Annotated in this window: 15 protein-coding genes and 1 other RNA gene; 7 read left to right on the top strand and 9 right to left on the bottom strand. The window is 34.6% G+C overall.

Going from position 1 to position 16,180, the window contains the following annotated elements; genetic code table 11:
- Positions 1-10: 10 nt before the first annotated feature.
- Positions 11-2,497, bottom strand: a complete 2,487-nt coding sequence (locus tag ACULEU_RS11330) for a DUF5686 and carboxypeptidase regulatory-like domain-containing protein (RefSeq protein ID WP_445452699.1) — start codon at positions 2,495-2,497, stop codon at positions 11-13.
- A gap of 17 nt (positions 2,498-2,514) precedes the next feature.
- Positions 2,515-2,928: a type II 3-dehydroquinate dehydratase gene (gene aroQ, locus ACULEU_RS11325; RefSeq protein WP_445454850.1), complete on the bottom strand. Its 414-nt coding sequence runs from the start codon at positions 2,926-2,928 to the stop codon at positions 2,515-2,517.
- A gap of 317 nt (positions 2,929-3,245) precedes the next feature.
- Here aroQ and ACULEU_RS11320 point away from each other — a divergent pair, with 317 nt between their 5' ends.
- The 4 genes from ACULEU_RS11320 to ACULEU_RS11305 all read left to right on the top strand — a co-directional run bounded on the left by ACULEU_RS11320 (position 3,246) and on the right by ACULEU_RS11305 (position 5,936).
- Positions 3,246-3,779 (top strand): hypothetical protein, encoded by a 534-nt coding sequence (locus tag ACULEU_RS11320; RefSeq protein WP_445452698.1) that lies wholly within the window; start codon positions 3,246-3,248, stop codon positions 3,777-3,779.
- A gap of 127 nt (positions 3,780-3,906) precedes the next feature.
- Positions 3,907-4,494 (top strand): porin family protein, encoded by a 588-nt coding sequence (locus tag ACULEU_RS11315; protein WP_445452697.1) that lies wholly within the window; start codon positions 3,907-3,909, stop codon positions 4,492-4,494.
- A 75-nt stretch (positions 4,495-4,569) separates the two neighbouring features.
- On the top strand, positions 4,570-5,469 hold the full coding sequence (gene xerD / locus ACULEU_RS11310; RefSeq protein WP_445452696.1) for a site-specific tyrosine recombinase XerD: 900 nt from the start codon (positions 4,570-4,572) through the stop codon (positions 5,467-5,469).
- Between the two features lie 71 nt (positions 5,470-5,540).
- Positions 5,541-5,936, top strand: coding sequence for a response regulator (locus ACULEU_RS11305; RefSeq protein ID WP_445452695.1), 396 nt, complete (start codon positions 5,541-5,543; stop codon positions 5,934-5,936).
- 52 nt (positions 5,937-5,988) lie between these two features.
- On the opposite strand, the gene rny is transcribed toward ACULEU_RS11305, so the two are convergent.
- From rny to ACULEU_RS11285, 4 genes are all read right to left on the bottom strand, one after another.
- Positions 5,989-7,551, bottom strand: a complete 1,563-nt coding sequence (gene rny / locus ACULEU_RS11300) for a ribonuclease Y (protein WP_445452694.1) — start codon at positions 7,549-7,551, stop codon at positions 5,989-5,991.
- A 49-nt stretch (positions 7,552-7,600) separates the two neighbouring features.
- Positions 7,601-7,708, bottom strand: a non-coding RNA gene (ssrS, locus tag ACULEU_RS11295) — 6S RNA.
- Positions 7,709-7,761: 53 nt separating this feature from the next.
- Entirely contained in the window at positions 7,762-8,055 is a 294-nt protein-coding gene (locus tag ACULEU_RS11290; RefSeq protein ID WP_445452693.1) for a cell division protein ZapA, read from the bottom strand.
- A 4-nt stretch (positions 8,056-8,059) separates the two neighbouring features.
- Complete coding sequence (locus tag ACULEU_RS11285; RefSeq protein WP_445452692.1) at positions 8,060-8,350, bottom strand: hypothetical protein; 291 nt, start codon at positions 8,348-8,350, stop codon at positions 8,060-8,062.
- Positions 8,351-8,536: 186 nt separating this feature from the next.
- Between ACULEU_RS11285 and ACULEU_RS11280 the strand changes: the two genes are divergently transcribed.
- The 3 genes from ACULEU_RS11280 to ACULEU_RS11270 are packed head-to-tail and all read left to right on the top strand — an operon-like array spanning position 8,537 to position 13,462.
- The gene (locus tag ACULEU_RS11280; RefSeq protein ID WP_445452691.1) at positions 8,537-10,234 is read left to right on the top strand and encodes a M23 family metallopeptidase; all 1,698 of its coding nucleotides are present in this window, start codon (positions 8,537-8,539) and stop codon (positions 10,232-10,234) included.
- Positions 10,235-10,243: 9 nt separating this feature from the next.
- Positions 10,244-12,715: a TonB-dependent receptor gene (locus ACULEU_RS11275; RefSeq protein WP_445452690.1), complete on the top strand. Its 2,472-nt coding sequence runs from the start codon at positions 10,244-10,246 to the stop codon at positions 12,713-12,715.
- Between the two features lie 36 nt (positions 12,716-12,751).
- Positions 12,752-13,462, top strand: coding sequence for a hypothetical protein (locus tag ACULEU_RS11270; protein WP_445452689.1), 711 nt, complete (start codon positions 12,752-12,754; stop codon positions 13,460-13,462).
- On the opposite strand, the gene ACULEU_RS11265 is transcribed toward ACULEU_RS11270, so the two are convergent.
- The 3 genes from ACULEU_RS11265 to ACULEU_RS11255 form a co-directional block, all read right to left on the bottom strand.
- Complete coding sequence (locus ACULEU_RS11265) at positions 13,463-14,248, bottom strand: DUF3667 domain-containing protein (protein ID WP_445452688.1); 786 nt, start codon at positions 14,246-14,248, stop codon at positions 13,463-13,465.
- A gap of 3 nt (positions 14,249-14,251) precedes the next feature.
- A complete protein-coding gene (locus ACULEU_RS11260) occupies positions 14,252-15,055 on the bottom strand; it encodes a DUF5694 domain-containing protein (protein ID WP_445452687.1) in 804 nt (267 codons plus the stop codon).
- Between the two features lie 260 nt (positions 15,056-15,315).
- Entirely contained in the window at positions 15,316-16,149 is an 834-nt protein-coding gene (locus ACULEU_RS11255; protein ID WP_445452686.1) for a helix-turn-helix domain-containing protein, read from the bottom strand.
- Positions 16,150-16,180: the final 31 nt, after the last annotated feature.

Raw genomic sequence — 16,180 nt, 5'->3', positions numbered from 1 at the left:
TATTTGTGGTTTATTCCAATACATTTAAAAATTTCAAGCCAAAAATCACACCGTCGCCCTGATAACCATTTTGATAAGAACGCACATAATCGACTCTTAGGAATTTCAATTTCCCGAAGCCAAGATTGTCCAAACCAACTGAGAATTCCTGATAGGGTTTTCTTTCCGGTATGGCTAAGTTGTGGAAGCCTAAAACCAATTGCGATTTCAGGTATTTCAGCAACGGAATTTTATTCATAAAATACCCTTTGTCGTTGTGTTCTAGATGGGTTTCAAAATAACTGTCGTTAGTGCTGGCGCTATAATAAGGCAATAAATTAAATACGTTTGTGTAGTTTTCTGCTTGACCGATATGCGTTTGGTTTCCGTTGAAATGTCTGTAATCTACAAAAGAAATATTGTCGGCATTAAAGAATTTCCCACCTTTGAATACCATTTGCATAATTCCTTTATTTCCCAGCGTAACATCATAATTCACTTTTGCGGCCAAAAAATCGTATTCATAATTTTTATCAGTGGCCGCCATTGCTTTTTCATAACCCAATGTTAGTGCTGGATAATCATCATTTGGGATATTGAATTTTCCGTCAGGACGCGTGAGGTATTTTTGACCAAAATTGAATCGCATAGCCACATTAGTTTTGACCAAATTATGTTTCGTTATAGCAGCAGTAGTCTCGTCGGTTGGAGCTAACGGATTATTAGAAGTATATAAATCGTCATTTTTAATAACCGTATAATCCGTAGTATTGAAGAGCGGTTTTCTTTCTGCATATTCCACTCCGGCATTCAGATAAATACCATTCACTATTTCTCGAGCAAAAGTGGCGGCCACAAAATTCTTTTCATACACTTTCATAAAATTATTTTTGAAAAATAAAGTGCTCACGGTGTTAACCACATTTGAAATCGGATTACTTTGATTAAACTGATTCACCGAACTTCCACCGTTGAGGTATAATGTGCTGTTGTTCGTATTGTTGAATTTTTGAACATAACTGGCAGTTGCTCTAAGTTTTTCTTCTGAAAAGCCGTAGTCAAATTTAGAGCCAATTCGGGTAAAGGTTCTCTTTTCTTCATCGCGTTTGGTGTAAGAAAGGCCAACACTAGTTCGCCAACCTTGAACGGTATTAAACGAAGTCGAAAAGAGTGGCCCGTCATAATTGAGTGACCATTTTTTATACGAATTATTGTAGCTGTAACCATAGAGGATGTCGGTAATTTTAAATTTATTTCGTTTTTTATCGATGGAATCCAGATAGACTTTAGATTTCTTTTTAGTTTGTAAAATGTCTTTTTTGACATAATCAGTAGCTTCTTCTTCAGTCAAAGGAACAGGTCGAATAGTATTCCAAAACGAATCTTCTTTTTTATTGGCATTTTCTTCAAAGGACAGAATTTCGTTGGTAAAAGTCTTTTTGTCGAATCTCTTCTCAAACTCGAAGTTAGAATAAACATAAGTAAACCTACCGTTGAGCTTGATGCTCAGCATTCCGGCGACAAAGTCGATGGTTTGTGTGTTTTGTATCCAGATTTTATTATTCGAATTATAGCTGTAGCTCTGTTTTAAGGTCAACTTATCAATGGCCGGCGATTGCATTTGATTTCCTTTAATAGATAAATCGGTGGCATAAATGGCATAAGAATCATCTACTATATAAATGTATCCTTCCATGACAGGTTCGTTATCACGACGGGGAATTACTTTAATTTTATTGATTTGCTGCTTGTTTTCGTTAAAAAACGAGCCTTCAAATTTGTATTTGTAATAATTGAATGCATTGTCAGCAATAGGAGAGACCACATTGATTTCGAATGGCAAATAATTTTCATAAAAATCAAAATTTACCGATGCTGCGTTGTTAAAGCTAAAACCATTGTCCTTACCACTTACTTTAGAAGCTACAATAACTTCCTTCATTTTGTCAGGCTTTTGGAATGTGATTTTCGAAACCGTTTCCGACAGATAAATGATTCCGCTTCTTGTGGAGTCGAGTATTTCATCAAAAAAATCAAACTTTTGTCCCATGATGGTTTTAGGAGCATCTTTTAGCCGAATGATACCACGAGAATAAAATTCAGCTTTGAAACGAGCGGTTTTTTCGGCGTTGTCTCTCTTATTTTTTATGGCGTTTCGGATGATTTCATTAGCCGGATTTTCGGCAGTATTGATGACTACTTCTTTTAGCGTGAAATTCTCCTCAATCATGATGACATCTACAATTGCTGTTGGAGCATTGTTTTGAAGCATTACTATTTGCTTATTGGTTTTGAATCCTAAGTATTGAAACAGAATGGTATGATTTCCCGGAATTCTCACATTGAGTTCATACTTGCCTTGTTCGTTTGAAGTTGTTCCGATATAGGTGTTTTCTTCGAAGATGTTTACGAACGGCAACGGATTTCCTTTATCGTCAACGATGGTTCCTTTTATTTGCCCAAAGGAAGTTAGTGTTACTAAAAACAATGCAAACGATAGTAATTTTTTCAGAGGCATATAATTGTTTATAAAGGTTACAAAAAGGACTGCAGTGCTAGTTCGTAGCTTTTTAATCCGAAACCAATGATAATTCCTTTAGCATTCGCTGATATAAAGGATTGATGACGGAACGTTTCTCGAGCAAATGTATTCGAAATATGGACTTCAATAACCGGCGTTGTGATTGCTTTAACAGCGTCGCCTATACCAACGGAAGTGTGCGTGTACGCTGCAGCATTCAAAATGATGCCGTCATAACTAAATCCGGTTTCCTGAATTTTGTCGATAATTTCCCCTTCTATATTGCTTTGAAAATAGTCTAAAGCTATGTTTGGATATTTATCTTTCAGTTCCTGAAAGTAGTCGGAGAATGTTTTGTTGCCGTAAACTTCGGGTTCCCTTTTTCCTAATAGGTTTAGATTGGGACCATTGATGATGATGATTTTCATGGAATACGTTATGTTTTCAGTAAATGTAGACAAACTTTGTAATATTTGAAAGTCTAATTTAATAGTGTTTTTCGTGGTCTTTTAGGTGTTAATTGCGCTATTTGCAGCTAGTTGTCTGACTTTTTGATTATTTAGAATAAACGGTTTTTCGTTGATATCTCTTTTAATTGTCTGATATGTAGTTTGTTGTTATCAACATTTTGTTAATAACATTGTTAATAAGTGAAATGGTGTTTTTGGATGATAGAAAAGGATTACTTCTAAATTTGTTCATATTAATTTTAAAATTAACAAACATGAAAAAAATTATTTTAACAATGGCTGCTGTATTTGCTGTGACTTTTGCAAATGCACAAGACAAGAAAGAAAAAGCAAGTGGTTCTCAAACTTCTAAAGGAAAATGGTTAATCGAAGCTAATACTGGTTTTGGTGCTGTAACTGGTGCTGATACAAGTTTTGGTTACTACTCTCAAGGAGATGTTAAAAGAATGTCTTTAGGTGCTGAAGGAGGTTATTTCGTAATGGATAACTTAGCTATCAAACTTGGAATTGGTTATAATTCTGAAGATGATGGAACAGGTAATGTTGGAGGATTTGCTTATAAAGTAGGTGCTAAGTATTACATCATGGGTAACATTCCAGTACAAGTTGATTACTCTGGAGCTTCTGGGGATGCATACAAAGTAGCTGATGAGACTCCATCTTACTTAGGATTACAAGCTGGTTATGCAGTATTCTTGGGAGAAAATGTTTCTATCGAGCCAGGTTTACGTTACAACTTAACAATGAATGACAAATACACTGAAGACAACGCTATCCAATTATGTGTTGGATTTGCTTTACACTTCTAATATTTGAAAAAATATTTAAGAAAACCGCGCCATTGGCGCGGTTTTTTTTATTCTAATAATTTGGGTTGTAAGATTTGTTTTGAAATTAATTTGAATATATTTGCCCTCAAATCAATAAAAACAAAACATGAAAAAAGTTATTTTAGTTATTGCTGTTGTATTGACGGCAACAATTGCAAATGCCCAATTAAGAGTGAAAGGAGCAATAGAATTAGCTCCGCAAATCGGTTATTCTAGTTCTAATTATTTTGGGGGCGATGCGGGCTCTTTAAATAACCCAGTTGCTGGGGTTGCTTTTGGAATAACAGGAGATTATTTTTTTAATAACCGTTGGAGTATTAGATCAGGACTATTGCTGCAGAAAATGGGTACTGAAGTTGCTGGTTTTGAAGATAATTTAAGTTATGTTACTATTCCAGTAAACGCTAATTGGCATTTTGGAAGCACCAGAAAATGGTATTTAAATTTTGGACCAAGTCTTAGCATTTTAACTTCAGCAAAAAATGAAAACGGTGATAATATAAAAGATTTTTTTAAGACCACTCAAATTGGGTTAAATGTTGGAATTGGGTATAAAATTGAAGTTGCTAAAAACTTTAGTGTTTTAATCGATTATCAGGGTGTTTCAGGGCTTACTGATATTATTAAAGATTCTGAGTTTTCAACTAGTAACAATTTTGGTTCCTTTAATGTTGGCGGCGTTTTTAAAATATAAACCAACTTCTAATTTATATAGAAACCTCTCTTTCGGGAGGTTTTTTTATGTCGATACATTTCGTTACTTTGTCTTATGAACTGGAAAAATTATATTAAAAGTTTTCAATCGTATCTTAAAATTGAGCGTGGCTTGTCCAAGAACACAGTAGCTAATTATACATTCGATTTAGAACGGTTATGCAGTTTCATGCTTGAAAATAATATTACAGTTTCACCCGAAAAAATAAGTGAGGAAACCATTCAGCAGTTTATCTATGCCGTTTCAAAAGAAGTAAACGTGCGTTCTCAGGCGCGGATTATTTCTGGCCTCAAAAGCTTCTTTTCTTATCTTATCTTTGAAGATTACCGCACAGACAATCCGATGGAATTGATTGAAGCACCCAGAATCGGCCGTAAACTTCCCGATACGCTTTCACTTGAAGAGGTTGATAATCTTATAGCTGCTATTGATTTATCTACTCCTGAAGGTGAAAGAAATAGGGCGATATTGGAAACGCTTTACGGTTGTGGACTAAGAGTTTCAGAAATCACAACCTTAAAAATATCGGATTTGTTTTTTGAGGAGGGTTTTATAAAGATTACCGGAAAAGGGAATAAGCAGCGTTTTGTACCAATAGCTTCATCGACACAAAAATTTATTGAGCTTTACAAAAATACCATCCGAAACCATATGGAAATCTTGAAAGGTTTTGAAGATACCTTATTTTTAAACAGAAGAGGAAAGCAGCTGACTCGTGCGATGATTTTTACCATAATAAAGACACTAGCGGTAAAGATTAATTTGCAGAAAAATATCAGTCCACACACGCTGCGTCACTCGTTTGCGACCCATCTTTTAGAGAATGGAGCCGATTTGCGTTCCATTCAAATGATGCTTGGACATGAGTCGATTACGACCACCGAAATCTATGTGCATTTGGATCGCAAACATTTAACGCAAGTCATCAATACATTTCATCCTAGAAAAAGGTAAAGTGTTGATTTTTTAGTTATTTTAGCACAGATTAAACAAAGCAAATACCACAACCCCTTGTTTTTAAACGAATGAAATTTAACGACGTTTTTGTTGTAGACGATGATAAGATTTTTCATTTTATCATCAAGAAATTATTAGTTAGCAATAACATCAATGTTGAACCCGAATTTTTTGAAAATGGTCTTCTGGCTATTGAAGGAATCAAAAGTAAACTTGACAAACAGGAATCGCCACCCGATTTAATTTTATTGGATATCAACATGCCTATTTTAGATGGATGGCAGTTTTTAGAAGAATTTAAAACCCTGAAAGAAAGAATTCAGAAAGAGATAGCTATTTATATTATTAGTTCTTCCGACAATACTGTTGACCGCAACAGAGCTAATGATTTTAAGGATGAAATTAAAGATTACTATTTAAAGCCTATCACTCTTGATGGTTTAAAATCTATCTTTTCTGCATAAAAAAGGCGATGTCATTTAAATGACATCGCCTTTTACTTTATAAATAGGTGTATTATTTAGCAATATTAACAGCTCGGGTTTCTCGAATCACCGTTATTTTTACTTGACCAGGATAGGTCATTTCGGTTTGGATTTTTTGCGAAATCTCAAAAGATAGGTTGGCAGCGTTTTCATCGCTTACTTTCTCACTTTCTACAATAACACGAAGCTCACGTCCTGCTTGGATGGCATAGGCATTTTTAACACCATTAAATCCGAAAGCAATGTTTTCAAGATCTTTTAATCTTTGGATGTAAGAATCCAATACTTGACGTCTTGCGCCTGGTCTTGCGCCCGAAATAGCATCACAAACCTGAATAATTGGAGAAATCAAATATTTCATTTCAATCTCGTCGTGGTGTGCTCCGATGGCATTACAAACTTCTTCTTTTTCGCCAAATTTCTCAGCCCATTGCATTCCTAATAAAGCGTGTGGTAAATCACTTTCTGCATCAGGCACTTTACCGATATCGTGAAGTAAACCGGCACGTTTGGCTAATTTAACATTCAGTCCTAATTCGGCTGCCATGATTCCGCAAAGCTTAGAAACTTCACGCGAGTGTTGTAATAAATTTTGTCCGTAAGACGAACGGTATTTCATTCTACCCACAACCTTAATTAGTTCAGGATGCAAACCGTGAATTCCCAAATCGATTACAGTACGTTTTCCCACTTCGATGATTTCATCATCAATTTGTTTCGTCGTTTTAGCCACTACTTCCTCAATTCGAGCTGGGTGAATTCTTCCGTCGGTTACTAATTTGTGTAACGAAAGACGAGCAATCTCTCTTCTTACTGGGTCAAAGCACGAAAGAATGATTGCTTCTGGCGTATCATCAACAATAATTTCAACTCCCGTTGCCGCTTCAAGCGCTCGTATATTTCTTCCTTCACGACCAATAATTCTACCTTTGACGTCATCTGATTCAATATTGAAAACAGAAACGCAATTCTCAACGGCTTCTTCTGTTCCAACACGTTGGATGGTATTGATGATGACTTTTTTAGCTTCTTGTTGTGCAGTTAGTTTCGCTTCTTCAATAGTGTCCTGAATGTGCGACATTGCTTTAGTTTTGGCTTCCGCCTTTAAGCTCTCTACTAATTGTTCTCTGGCGTCTTCAGCAGATAATCCTGAGATAACTTCTAATTGCTCTACTTGACTTTTATGTAATCGTTCAAGTTCCTGTTGTTTCTTGTCTAGAATTTCAATTTTTGAAGTGTATTCTGTTGTTTTGGCTTCAAAATCATCGTTTATTTTTTTGGCTTTTGCCAATTCGCTAGATACTTGAGATTCTTTGTCACGCGTTCTTTTTTCTATTTCTGCGATTCTTTTATCCTTACCTAAAATCTCTTGTTCGTGCTCTGATTTTAGTTCTAAAAATTTTTCTTTTGCCTGTAATAATTTGTCTTTCTTGATGTTTTCCGCTTCTAGATTCGCGTCTTTTAGAATAGAAGCAGCTTCTTTCTTAGCATTTTTAACCATATTGGAGATGTTGCTTTTTTCAAGGAATTTTGCAATTCCAAAACCTCCGGCAATTCCCGCAATAAGTGCAATTATAATAAATGTTGTTCCCATGGTTTGTTTGTGTTTATATATAAAAAAAGCCTACATTAGGTGAATGCATAAACTCGTAAGGACAAGTTTTGAGCTAACTCGTTGGTCAAGGATCCACGATAAAAGTGGCATGCTTTAGTAACGATGATTTGCTCATTCTAAATTGTTAGTGTTGAGTTTACCAATTAAAATCTAATGTAGGCGGTATTGTAATTCTATGTGATAAGAACGTTATTTTTTTTCGAGATAATCTAATACTAAATCATTAATCTTTTTCAATCTTTCCAAATCCTTACTGTCTATAGAACTATCAACCTGCTTTTGTTCTACTTGTGAGGCAAATTGCAGGGCGCACATCGCCAATACATCTTGCTTGTCGCGAACAGCATAGTTTTCTTCGAATTGCTTAATCATAGCATCAATTTTTTTGGAAGCACTTCGCAATCCTTCCTCTTGTGACAAGTCCACCGTTAGCGGATAAACCCGGTCAGCAATTGATATTTTTATTTTAAGCTTTTCATTCATGCTATTAGTCTGATAACTGCGCTATACAGTAATCTATCTCTCGGATTAATGAATTTATTTTAAGCTTTGTATCTCGTTTGTTTTCTTCACCGCCTAATAATGAATTCGCCATTCGGAGTGATTCGCATTCTGATTTTAATTGTTCAATTTCATCAGATTGTTTTTTTATCAAAGCAGCAGAAGTATCTAATTCTCCTTTTACAGCACCAGCATTGCGTTCTAAACTTTCTATTTTCGTAAAAAGTTTGCCAATTCTAGCCTCGAGAGCATCGATTATTTCTGCAATTTCACTCATGAATTTTTATTCATTACTTACTTCACAAAGTTAGGATTCTATTTCGGTTGTACAATAGTTTTGACAATTATTTCTGTCCATTAGAAACTTAAATTATAATATTTTGTTTTTTAACGAGTTATAAAATACACTTTTATTGTAATTTTTTACACACCCTTTTTATTACTTTAGCTAAAACGAGTTTTCATGAAAATCCTTGGGTTATTTTTGCTGTTTTCTATTGCCGGTTTTGGACAAAATCACTATCCGAGAGATTATTTTCGTTCTCCCTTAGATATTCCGTTACAGTTATCGGGAAATTTTGGGGAATTAAGACCCAATCATTTCCATTCGGGTTTTGATTTTAAAACACAAAAGAAAGAAGGTTTCAATGTCTATGCTTCAGCTGAGGGTTATGTTTCTCGTATTAAAATTTCTGAGATTGGTTACGGGAAAGCAATTTATATAACACATCCCAACGGTTTTACCACAGTTTATGGTCATTTGCAATCTGGTTTTGGGGCAGTGGAAGAATACATCAAAAAAGAACAATATAAAGCCCAATCGTATGAGATTGATGTTGCATTATTTCCAAATGATTTACAAGTTAAAAAAGATCAAGTCATTGCCATTTCCGGAAATACGGGTGGTTCTGATGGACCACATTTGCATTTTGAAATACGGGATACAGCATCAGAAAAAATTATCAATCCGATGTACTTCGGGTTTAGTGACGTGATACCCGATACAAAACGCCCCGTGATTAATAGTTTGTGGGTCTATCCCATAGATGAAAATTCCATTGTAAATCAATCCAGAAGACCAATTTCTGTCAACTTATCGTTGCAGGAAGATGGCAGTTATTTGGCAGAAAAAGTGTTGGCGACTGGAAAAATAGGCTTTGGACTGACAGCTATTGATTTTGATGATGTTTCCTGGAATACTAATGGGCCGTTTAAAGTTCAGACTTACTTGAATGGTAAACCGGATTTTGGCTATCAGTTTGATACTTTTGCTTTTGACGAGTCCCGATATGTCAATGCTTTGATTGATTATGAACGCTACAAAAAATTAGGTCAAAGAGTACAAAGGTTGTTTATGAAAAATCCGTTTCCTTTAAGTATCATAAAATCGAGCGATAACAATGGGATTATTACGATTGCAAACAACATTACTCAGGCTTACCGAATTGAAGTGGCTGATTTTAGTGAAAACACGACCAAAGTGTACCTACCCATTCAATATTCTGATACACCAGCAAAGGTTTCAGAGGTTCCTATTACTACAAAGTATTTTGTAAAGTCAAAAAAGGAAAATATTTTTTCATTAGATAATGTAACCGTTACTTTTCCGCCAAATACCTTTTACGATGATTTTTATATGAATTTTAATGTAGATAACGGAATACTTAAACTTCATGAAGACAGTGTTCCGGCACACACCAATTTCTCCATCACCTTTGAAGATAGTATTAGCTCACAAAAAGACAGAGAAATAATGTTTATAGGTTTGGTTCACGGAAAAAAAATAAGCTACTACAATACTAAACGTTATAAAAATTCGTTTACCATTTACACAAAATATTTTGGAGATTATAGACTGTTTACAGATGGAACGCCGCCCAAAATAAAAGCAGACAAATCAGTAGGAGGTAAATGGATTAGTAATCTTAATGAATTGAAATTCAGTATTTCAGATAATTTATCCGGCATCAAAAGTTATGATGGGTATTTGAATGGGAAATGGATTTTATTAGAATATGAACCCAAAACCAAAAAGTTAACCCATCGTTTTACGGACGGAATTGTAGCCGAAGGTAAAAACGATTTAAAAGTAGTAGTGACTGATAATGTTGGAAATTCTACTATCTTTGAAACACATTTTTTTAGAAGTCAAAAACCATAACGATACAATTTGAAAACAAATAAATTCCTTTTTACGCTCCTATTTTTCACCATCAGTATCATTGCTTTTGCGCAAAATCAAACCGCTAAAGTAGCCGGAGTTGTACTCGATGACAATAACAAACCCGTCGAAGGTGTAAACATAAGCTACCAAACCAAAACAGTCAATACTGACGCCAATGGATTCTACACCATCACGGTTCCCGCCAATCAAAAAATCATTTTAGTGTTTACACATACTTCTCTGAAAAGTATTACGGTGCCCATTCAATTAAAACCTGGAGAAGAATTTGAGTATCACGTAATGATGAATGAAAAAGCGGAGCAATTGAGCGATGTAGTCATTACTAGTAGTAAGAGAAGAGTCCAAGGCATAACTTCTATTGACCCGGAAACCATCCGAACAAATCCGAGTGCAATGCCTGGCGTGGAAAGTGTTTTGAAATCTTTACCAAGTGCGAGTGGCAATAGTGAATTAAGTTCAGGATACAATGTACGTGGCGGAAATTATGATGAAAATTTAGTATATGTTAATGAGATTGAAGTCTATCGTCCGTTCTTAATTCGTTCAGGGCAACAGGAAGGATTGAGTTTTACCAATACGGATATGGTGCAGAATGTAGATTTTTCCGCAGGTGGATTTCAAGCAAAATATGGAGATAAATTATCTTCCGTTTTAGATATTACCTACAGAAAACCAACCAAATTTGGTTTAGCAGCAGAAGCCAGTTTCCTCGGTGGAAGTTTGACCGGAGAAGGCATTTCGAAAAACAAAAAATGGTCAGCCATTACCGGAATTCGTTACCGAGATAACTCACTTCTAGTAAACAGTCAGGAAACCCAAACCAACTACAGACCAACTTACATGGACGTTCAGACCAATGTAAATTTCAATCCCAATGAAAAATGGCAGTTTAGTTTCTTAGGAAATGCTTCCCAAAATAAATACAGCTATCAGCCGTTGACCAGACAGACTAATTTTGGAACAATCGACGAACCCATTGCATTATTGGTGTTTTATGAAGGACAAGAGAAAGATAAATACCAAACGCTTTTTGGTGCTTTCAAGACTACTTATGCGGCCAATGACCATAATACATATAAGCTAATCACATCGCTTTACCACACTCAGGAACAAGAGTATTTCGATATTTATGCGGCCTATTTTTTAGGTGAAGTTTCAACAAATACCGAAGGAGCTGTAGAAGTGGCTTTAGATCGTGGTATCGGAACACAATTGAATCACGCCCGAAACGATTTGGATGCTCTAATTTTCAATGCAGAAGTTAAAGGAACGCATTTAATCAATAACAAAAAACATCAAATTGATTGGGGTTTTAAATATACTCGAGAAAACTTTCGCGATAGAATTGTCGAATGGGAAGTAATTGATTCTGCTGGGTTCCATATTAATCCACCCGATTTTGACCTTCCAAATGATCAACCTTATAATCCTTACACCGGACCTTTAGTACCGTACCAAAACATTAGAGCGACTAATTTTATTGATATCAATCGGTTTTCAGGGTATGCACAGTGGAATACAAAAACGACGCTAGGAAATAGCCAACTTTGGATGACGGCCGGAGTTAGAGCGCACAATTGGATGGTCTCGGGAGATGCAATATCTAATGCGAAAAGCCAAACAGTTTTTAGTCCACGTGCTCAATTTTCATTAAAACCGGATTGGGACAGAGACATGATTTTTAAATTTGCTTTAGGCTATTATCATCAGCCACCGTTTTACAGAGAGTTAAGAGATAATAATGGTGTTGTTAATCCTAATGTAAAAGCACAGCAATCCATTCATTTTGTGTTGAGCAATGACTATAATTTCCTGATGTATAATCGGAAGTTCAAATTGGTTACCGAAGCCTATTATAAATCGATGAGCGATGTTAATACCTACACTTTAGAGAATGTCAGAATTCGTTATCGAGCTAATAATGATGCTGAAGCCTATGCTTATGGTTTTGAAACCCGTTTGAATGGTGAATTTGTTCCGGGAACGGAATCCTGGTTGAGTTTTGGTTATATGAAAACCGAAGAAAATCAAGACGGTAGAGGTTTTATTGCCCGTCCAACAGACCAAAGATTGAAATTCGGAATCCTTTTCCAAGATTATATGCCGAATATTCCGAATATGAAGTTATACTTGAATTTAGTGTACAATACGGGATTGCCAGGTGGTTCGCCTTCGTACGCCGATGTTTATACGTATCAAAGTCGTTTGCGTGATTACCGTCGTGCTGATGTTGGGTTTTCTTATGTATTGACCGAAAGAAACAACGAAAGACCAGTGGGTCATTGGTTAAAGAAATTCCAAGATTTATCTTTTGGTTTTGAAATATTCAATTTATTCAACAATCAAAATGCCATTACGAATACCTGGGTACGCGATGTTTACACTAAAAACCAATACGGAATTCCGAATTATATGACTACGCGTGTTTTCAATATCAAACTAACAGCAAAATTGTAGCAATAATTTACTAATTTTAGAGTCAAATTTATTCCAATGAAAAAGTATCCTTCCTACATTGCGCTATTTGTTGTTTTGGTTTTGTCTAGTTGTAAAAAAGAAGAAGCAACCAAACCTAAAGTGATTTACGAAAATAATGCTAAATCAAAAACGGTAATGGTAGCCGACACGACTCAAATTGAAGTAGCTGATTTACCTATTACTATGGAGGGCACTAATTTTATGATTTATCCCATTGGTGTAATGTCCGGAAATGCAAAAAGCATCAAATCGGATTCTGAGCCGAGTTTTACCGTTTCGAATTATGGAGAATTTCAAATTACAGGTTATCTCAAAAACCTCAAGTTTCAAGAAATAGGCAAGGATACTATTTATGCCTTAACCGATAAACAAGTTTTAATTGAAACGGCTACGTATCTAAAGAGTGTTGCCGATAAAACCAATCAACAGTTACTAGTATATTCTCTAGCGGATATGGATACTAACAAAGACGGAAAGTTGGATAACAGCGACATAAAGTCTTTGTACATCAGCACCATTGCCGGAAATAAGTTTACGAAGCTTTCACCAGATTTACAAGAATTAATCGATTGGAAAATCATCGAGTCTAAAAATCTTTTGTATTTCAGAACGGTTCAGGATGCCAGTAAAAATGGTGCCTTCGGACGTAATGATATCGTTCATTATTTCTATGTTTCGCTTTCCGACAAAGAATGGAAACCCGTAGAGTTTTTCCCGTTACAATAATTAAATCTTACCGCTATTTTTCAAATAAATAACAAATAGTATTGAAAAAATAATAATCAGAATAATTGCCATCACAAATAGTAATAAAATAAAAAGTGCAATTCGGAACATCAAAGCACTTCCTTCTTTTTGTTTATATAAACTGGCATATGTCCAAATGGTTAATCCAAAAGTTATAATAGTCGCGAATACTGAAAATTTGCCCATATAACCTGAGGGCAGAATAAGATAAGTAATCGAAGTAAAAATGCTGAAAATTAATCGTTGCCCCGATGCAAAAGAATTGATTATAACATTTTCTATAAAGTTATAGCCCCATTTTCTGAAGGAAATCCAAGAAACTAATGACACAATTGGAAGTGCAAAAATTTCCATTAATGACCAATGACCAAAAGCCCATTTTACACATTTCATATATTCGGTCATGAAAGCTGCTTGTTCCCTTTTATTCATGTTATTGCTATAATCGAACTCTTTAAAAGTCTCTTTAATATCGAGTTGAGATGCTAAATAACCATTAATCCCAGCAAGCACAAATACCAATAAAATGGGTTTGTAATGTTTTACTCTTTTACCTTCTAGAAATTCTCGAATGGTATCGCCGGGTCTTGTAAACAATTCTCTTATGGTATATAGGAATCCTTTATTGAAATGTAAAATGGTGTAATTGGCTTCGTCTTTTAAATAAGTCCAATTGAGTCGAACCGTATTGGTTTTTTGCCCGCAATTGGAACAGAAGTTACCTGCAAAACTATGTTCACAGTTTTTACAAAGATGTTGGTTCATGGATTAATTAAAAAAAACAGTTTCTAATTCTACAATCTCGAAATACGGATGATTTTCAAAAAACTGTCTTAAAAAAGCGGTGTGACTCGCTCCAAATAAAACCACTACAGTTTTGTCCGTTTTCAAATCAATATTACGAAGAATGTTAGTAAATATCTTTAAGTTTCTGTCATAATACACAGTTGTAAAATTCTCTCCGGTATAATCGTCACCAATTCCGTAGGCTAAGGCATAATGCAAGTAATCATACAACAAAGCCTGACGACTGTATAGATTATTAAGCTGGACGTAGTATTCTGCTAATGGTGTTTCTGCCAGTTTTTTTCTTTTTTCCTTAAAGGGATATTCTACATCAAAAAACGAATAGGGATTAACGTCTTTTTCATGGATTTTTTCATACTCATTGATCCGGTCGTAGGGTAGTTCTTGTTTATAATCAACGGAAACTACTTTAGCATTATTTAAAACCGATGTTCTAAATGCAATTTGAACGATCTCGTCTTTTAAGATTTTTTCATCCTTAATCTGCTTCGATTGGTATAAAGCTAATTGTTGATCCAGCTCTTTTTGATTATTGGTTTCATTTTCTACAAAAATTTTATCGGTACCAAAATCCTTTAGCTTTTGCGCAATTAATGCTAATTCATTTTGCCGTTTTTCAGAAAATAGGTCCTCAAATTTTGTCGAATTTCTATCAGAAGTTGCCCCAAAATGAAAAGTTCCCAATAGAATCACTTTTACTTTTTTGTTTTGCGTTTGAGAAAAGGCAACACTTGTTACGAGTAATAATAGTAATATTTTTTTCATATATTAAGATAATTCAAAAGGATATCAACTTCAATTTTGCATTTTTGTAACTAACTCAAATTAGCAAAATAGGATTGTTCATACTTTGATTGATGATTATACACTATTTGTAAATATCCTTTTGAATTTTTTTTAAAGAATATACAATAGTGCACTCAAAATAAATTTTACAGTAACGCTAATCATACTCTAATGTTTTTAATTATAAATCCTTATAAAAGTAGGAGCGTTTTACTTCATAAAATTGTAAAAATGGAATCCTATTGTAAGAATAACCAATTTATTTCTCCATCTTCATGAGAAGACAGATTTTTGAAGAATTTTTTTGGGGATAATCCTGTCAGCGACTTAAAATCTTTAATCAAATGAGATTGATCATAAAAAAACATATCATAACTCAAAGAAGTCAGATTTGTGGAGGTTTTTGTACTTGTTTTTGATTTCAAAGCATCACGAAAGCGTTGAATTTTTTTAAAATCTGAGGGTGATTTACATAAATGCATTTCAAAATGTTTGCAAAGGTTTTGCCTCGAAATTTTATATTTTTTTGCAAGCTCGGCTACAGTATAATCATTTTGTGTATGCAATAGATCCATAATGATTTCATTTAAGAACGGATGTTGAAATCCGTTAAGTTTTGATAACCAATAGTTCTCAATTAAACCAATCTTTACTTCCATATTTTCTTCTCTCAAAATACGTAGCATTACTTCTTGATAATCATCAAAAGGAATAAATTTTGAAAAAAAAGAAGAGGTATAATTACTCAAATTATCGTCTATGAATGCGTTTAAACCCAAAGGTTTGAAATAAAAGGTAAGTTCATTAATATATCCGGAGTAGGAGAGATGGATGGGTTTTTTATAATGGCAAATTAAATCGGAACAAAATGGACTGCTGATATCTTCTGAAAGAACTGCCTTGTTTTCTGAGAATTCACATTTTGTTTTTTCATAAACGGAAAGAATGCTGTAATTGTTTGGAAAAGTAAGATATTCTATGGCAGGTTCATCACTTCTCTGGACAAGGAAATAATACCCTTCAATATGTTTTTGAAGAATTTTAGACTTAGGTTTCAAGAATTTTAATTCCAATTTTAGTAGAGATTATGTAAAGATTTACACC

The sequence above is a fragment of the Flavobacterium sp. 25HG05S-40 genome (assembly GCF_052654735.1).
The sequence above is the reverse complement of the archived record's forward strand: the minus strand, read 5'-3'. Positions and strand labels throughout refer to the sequence as shown.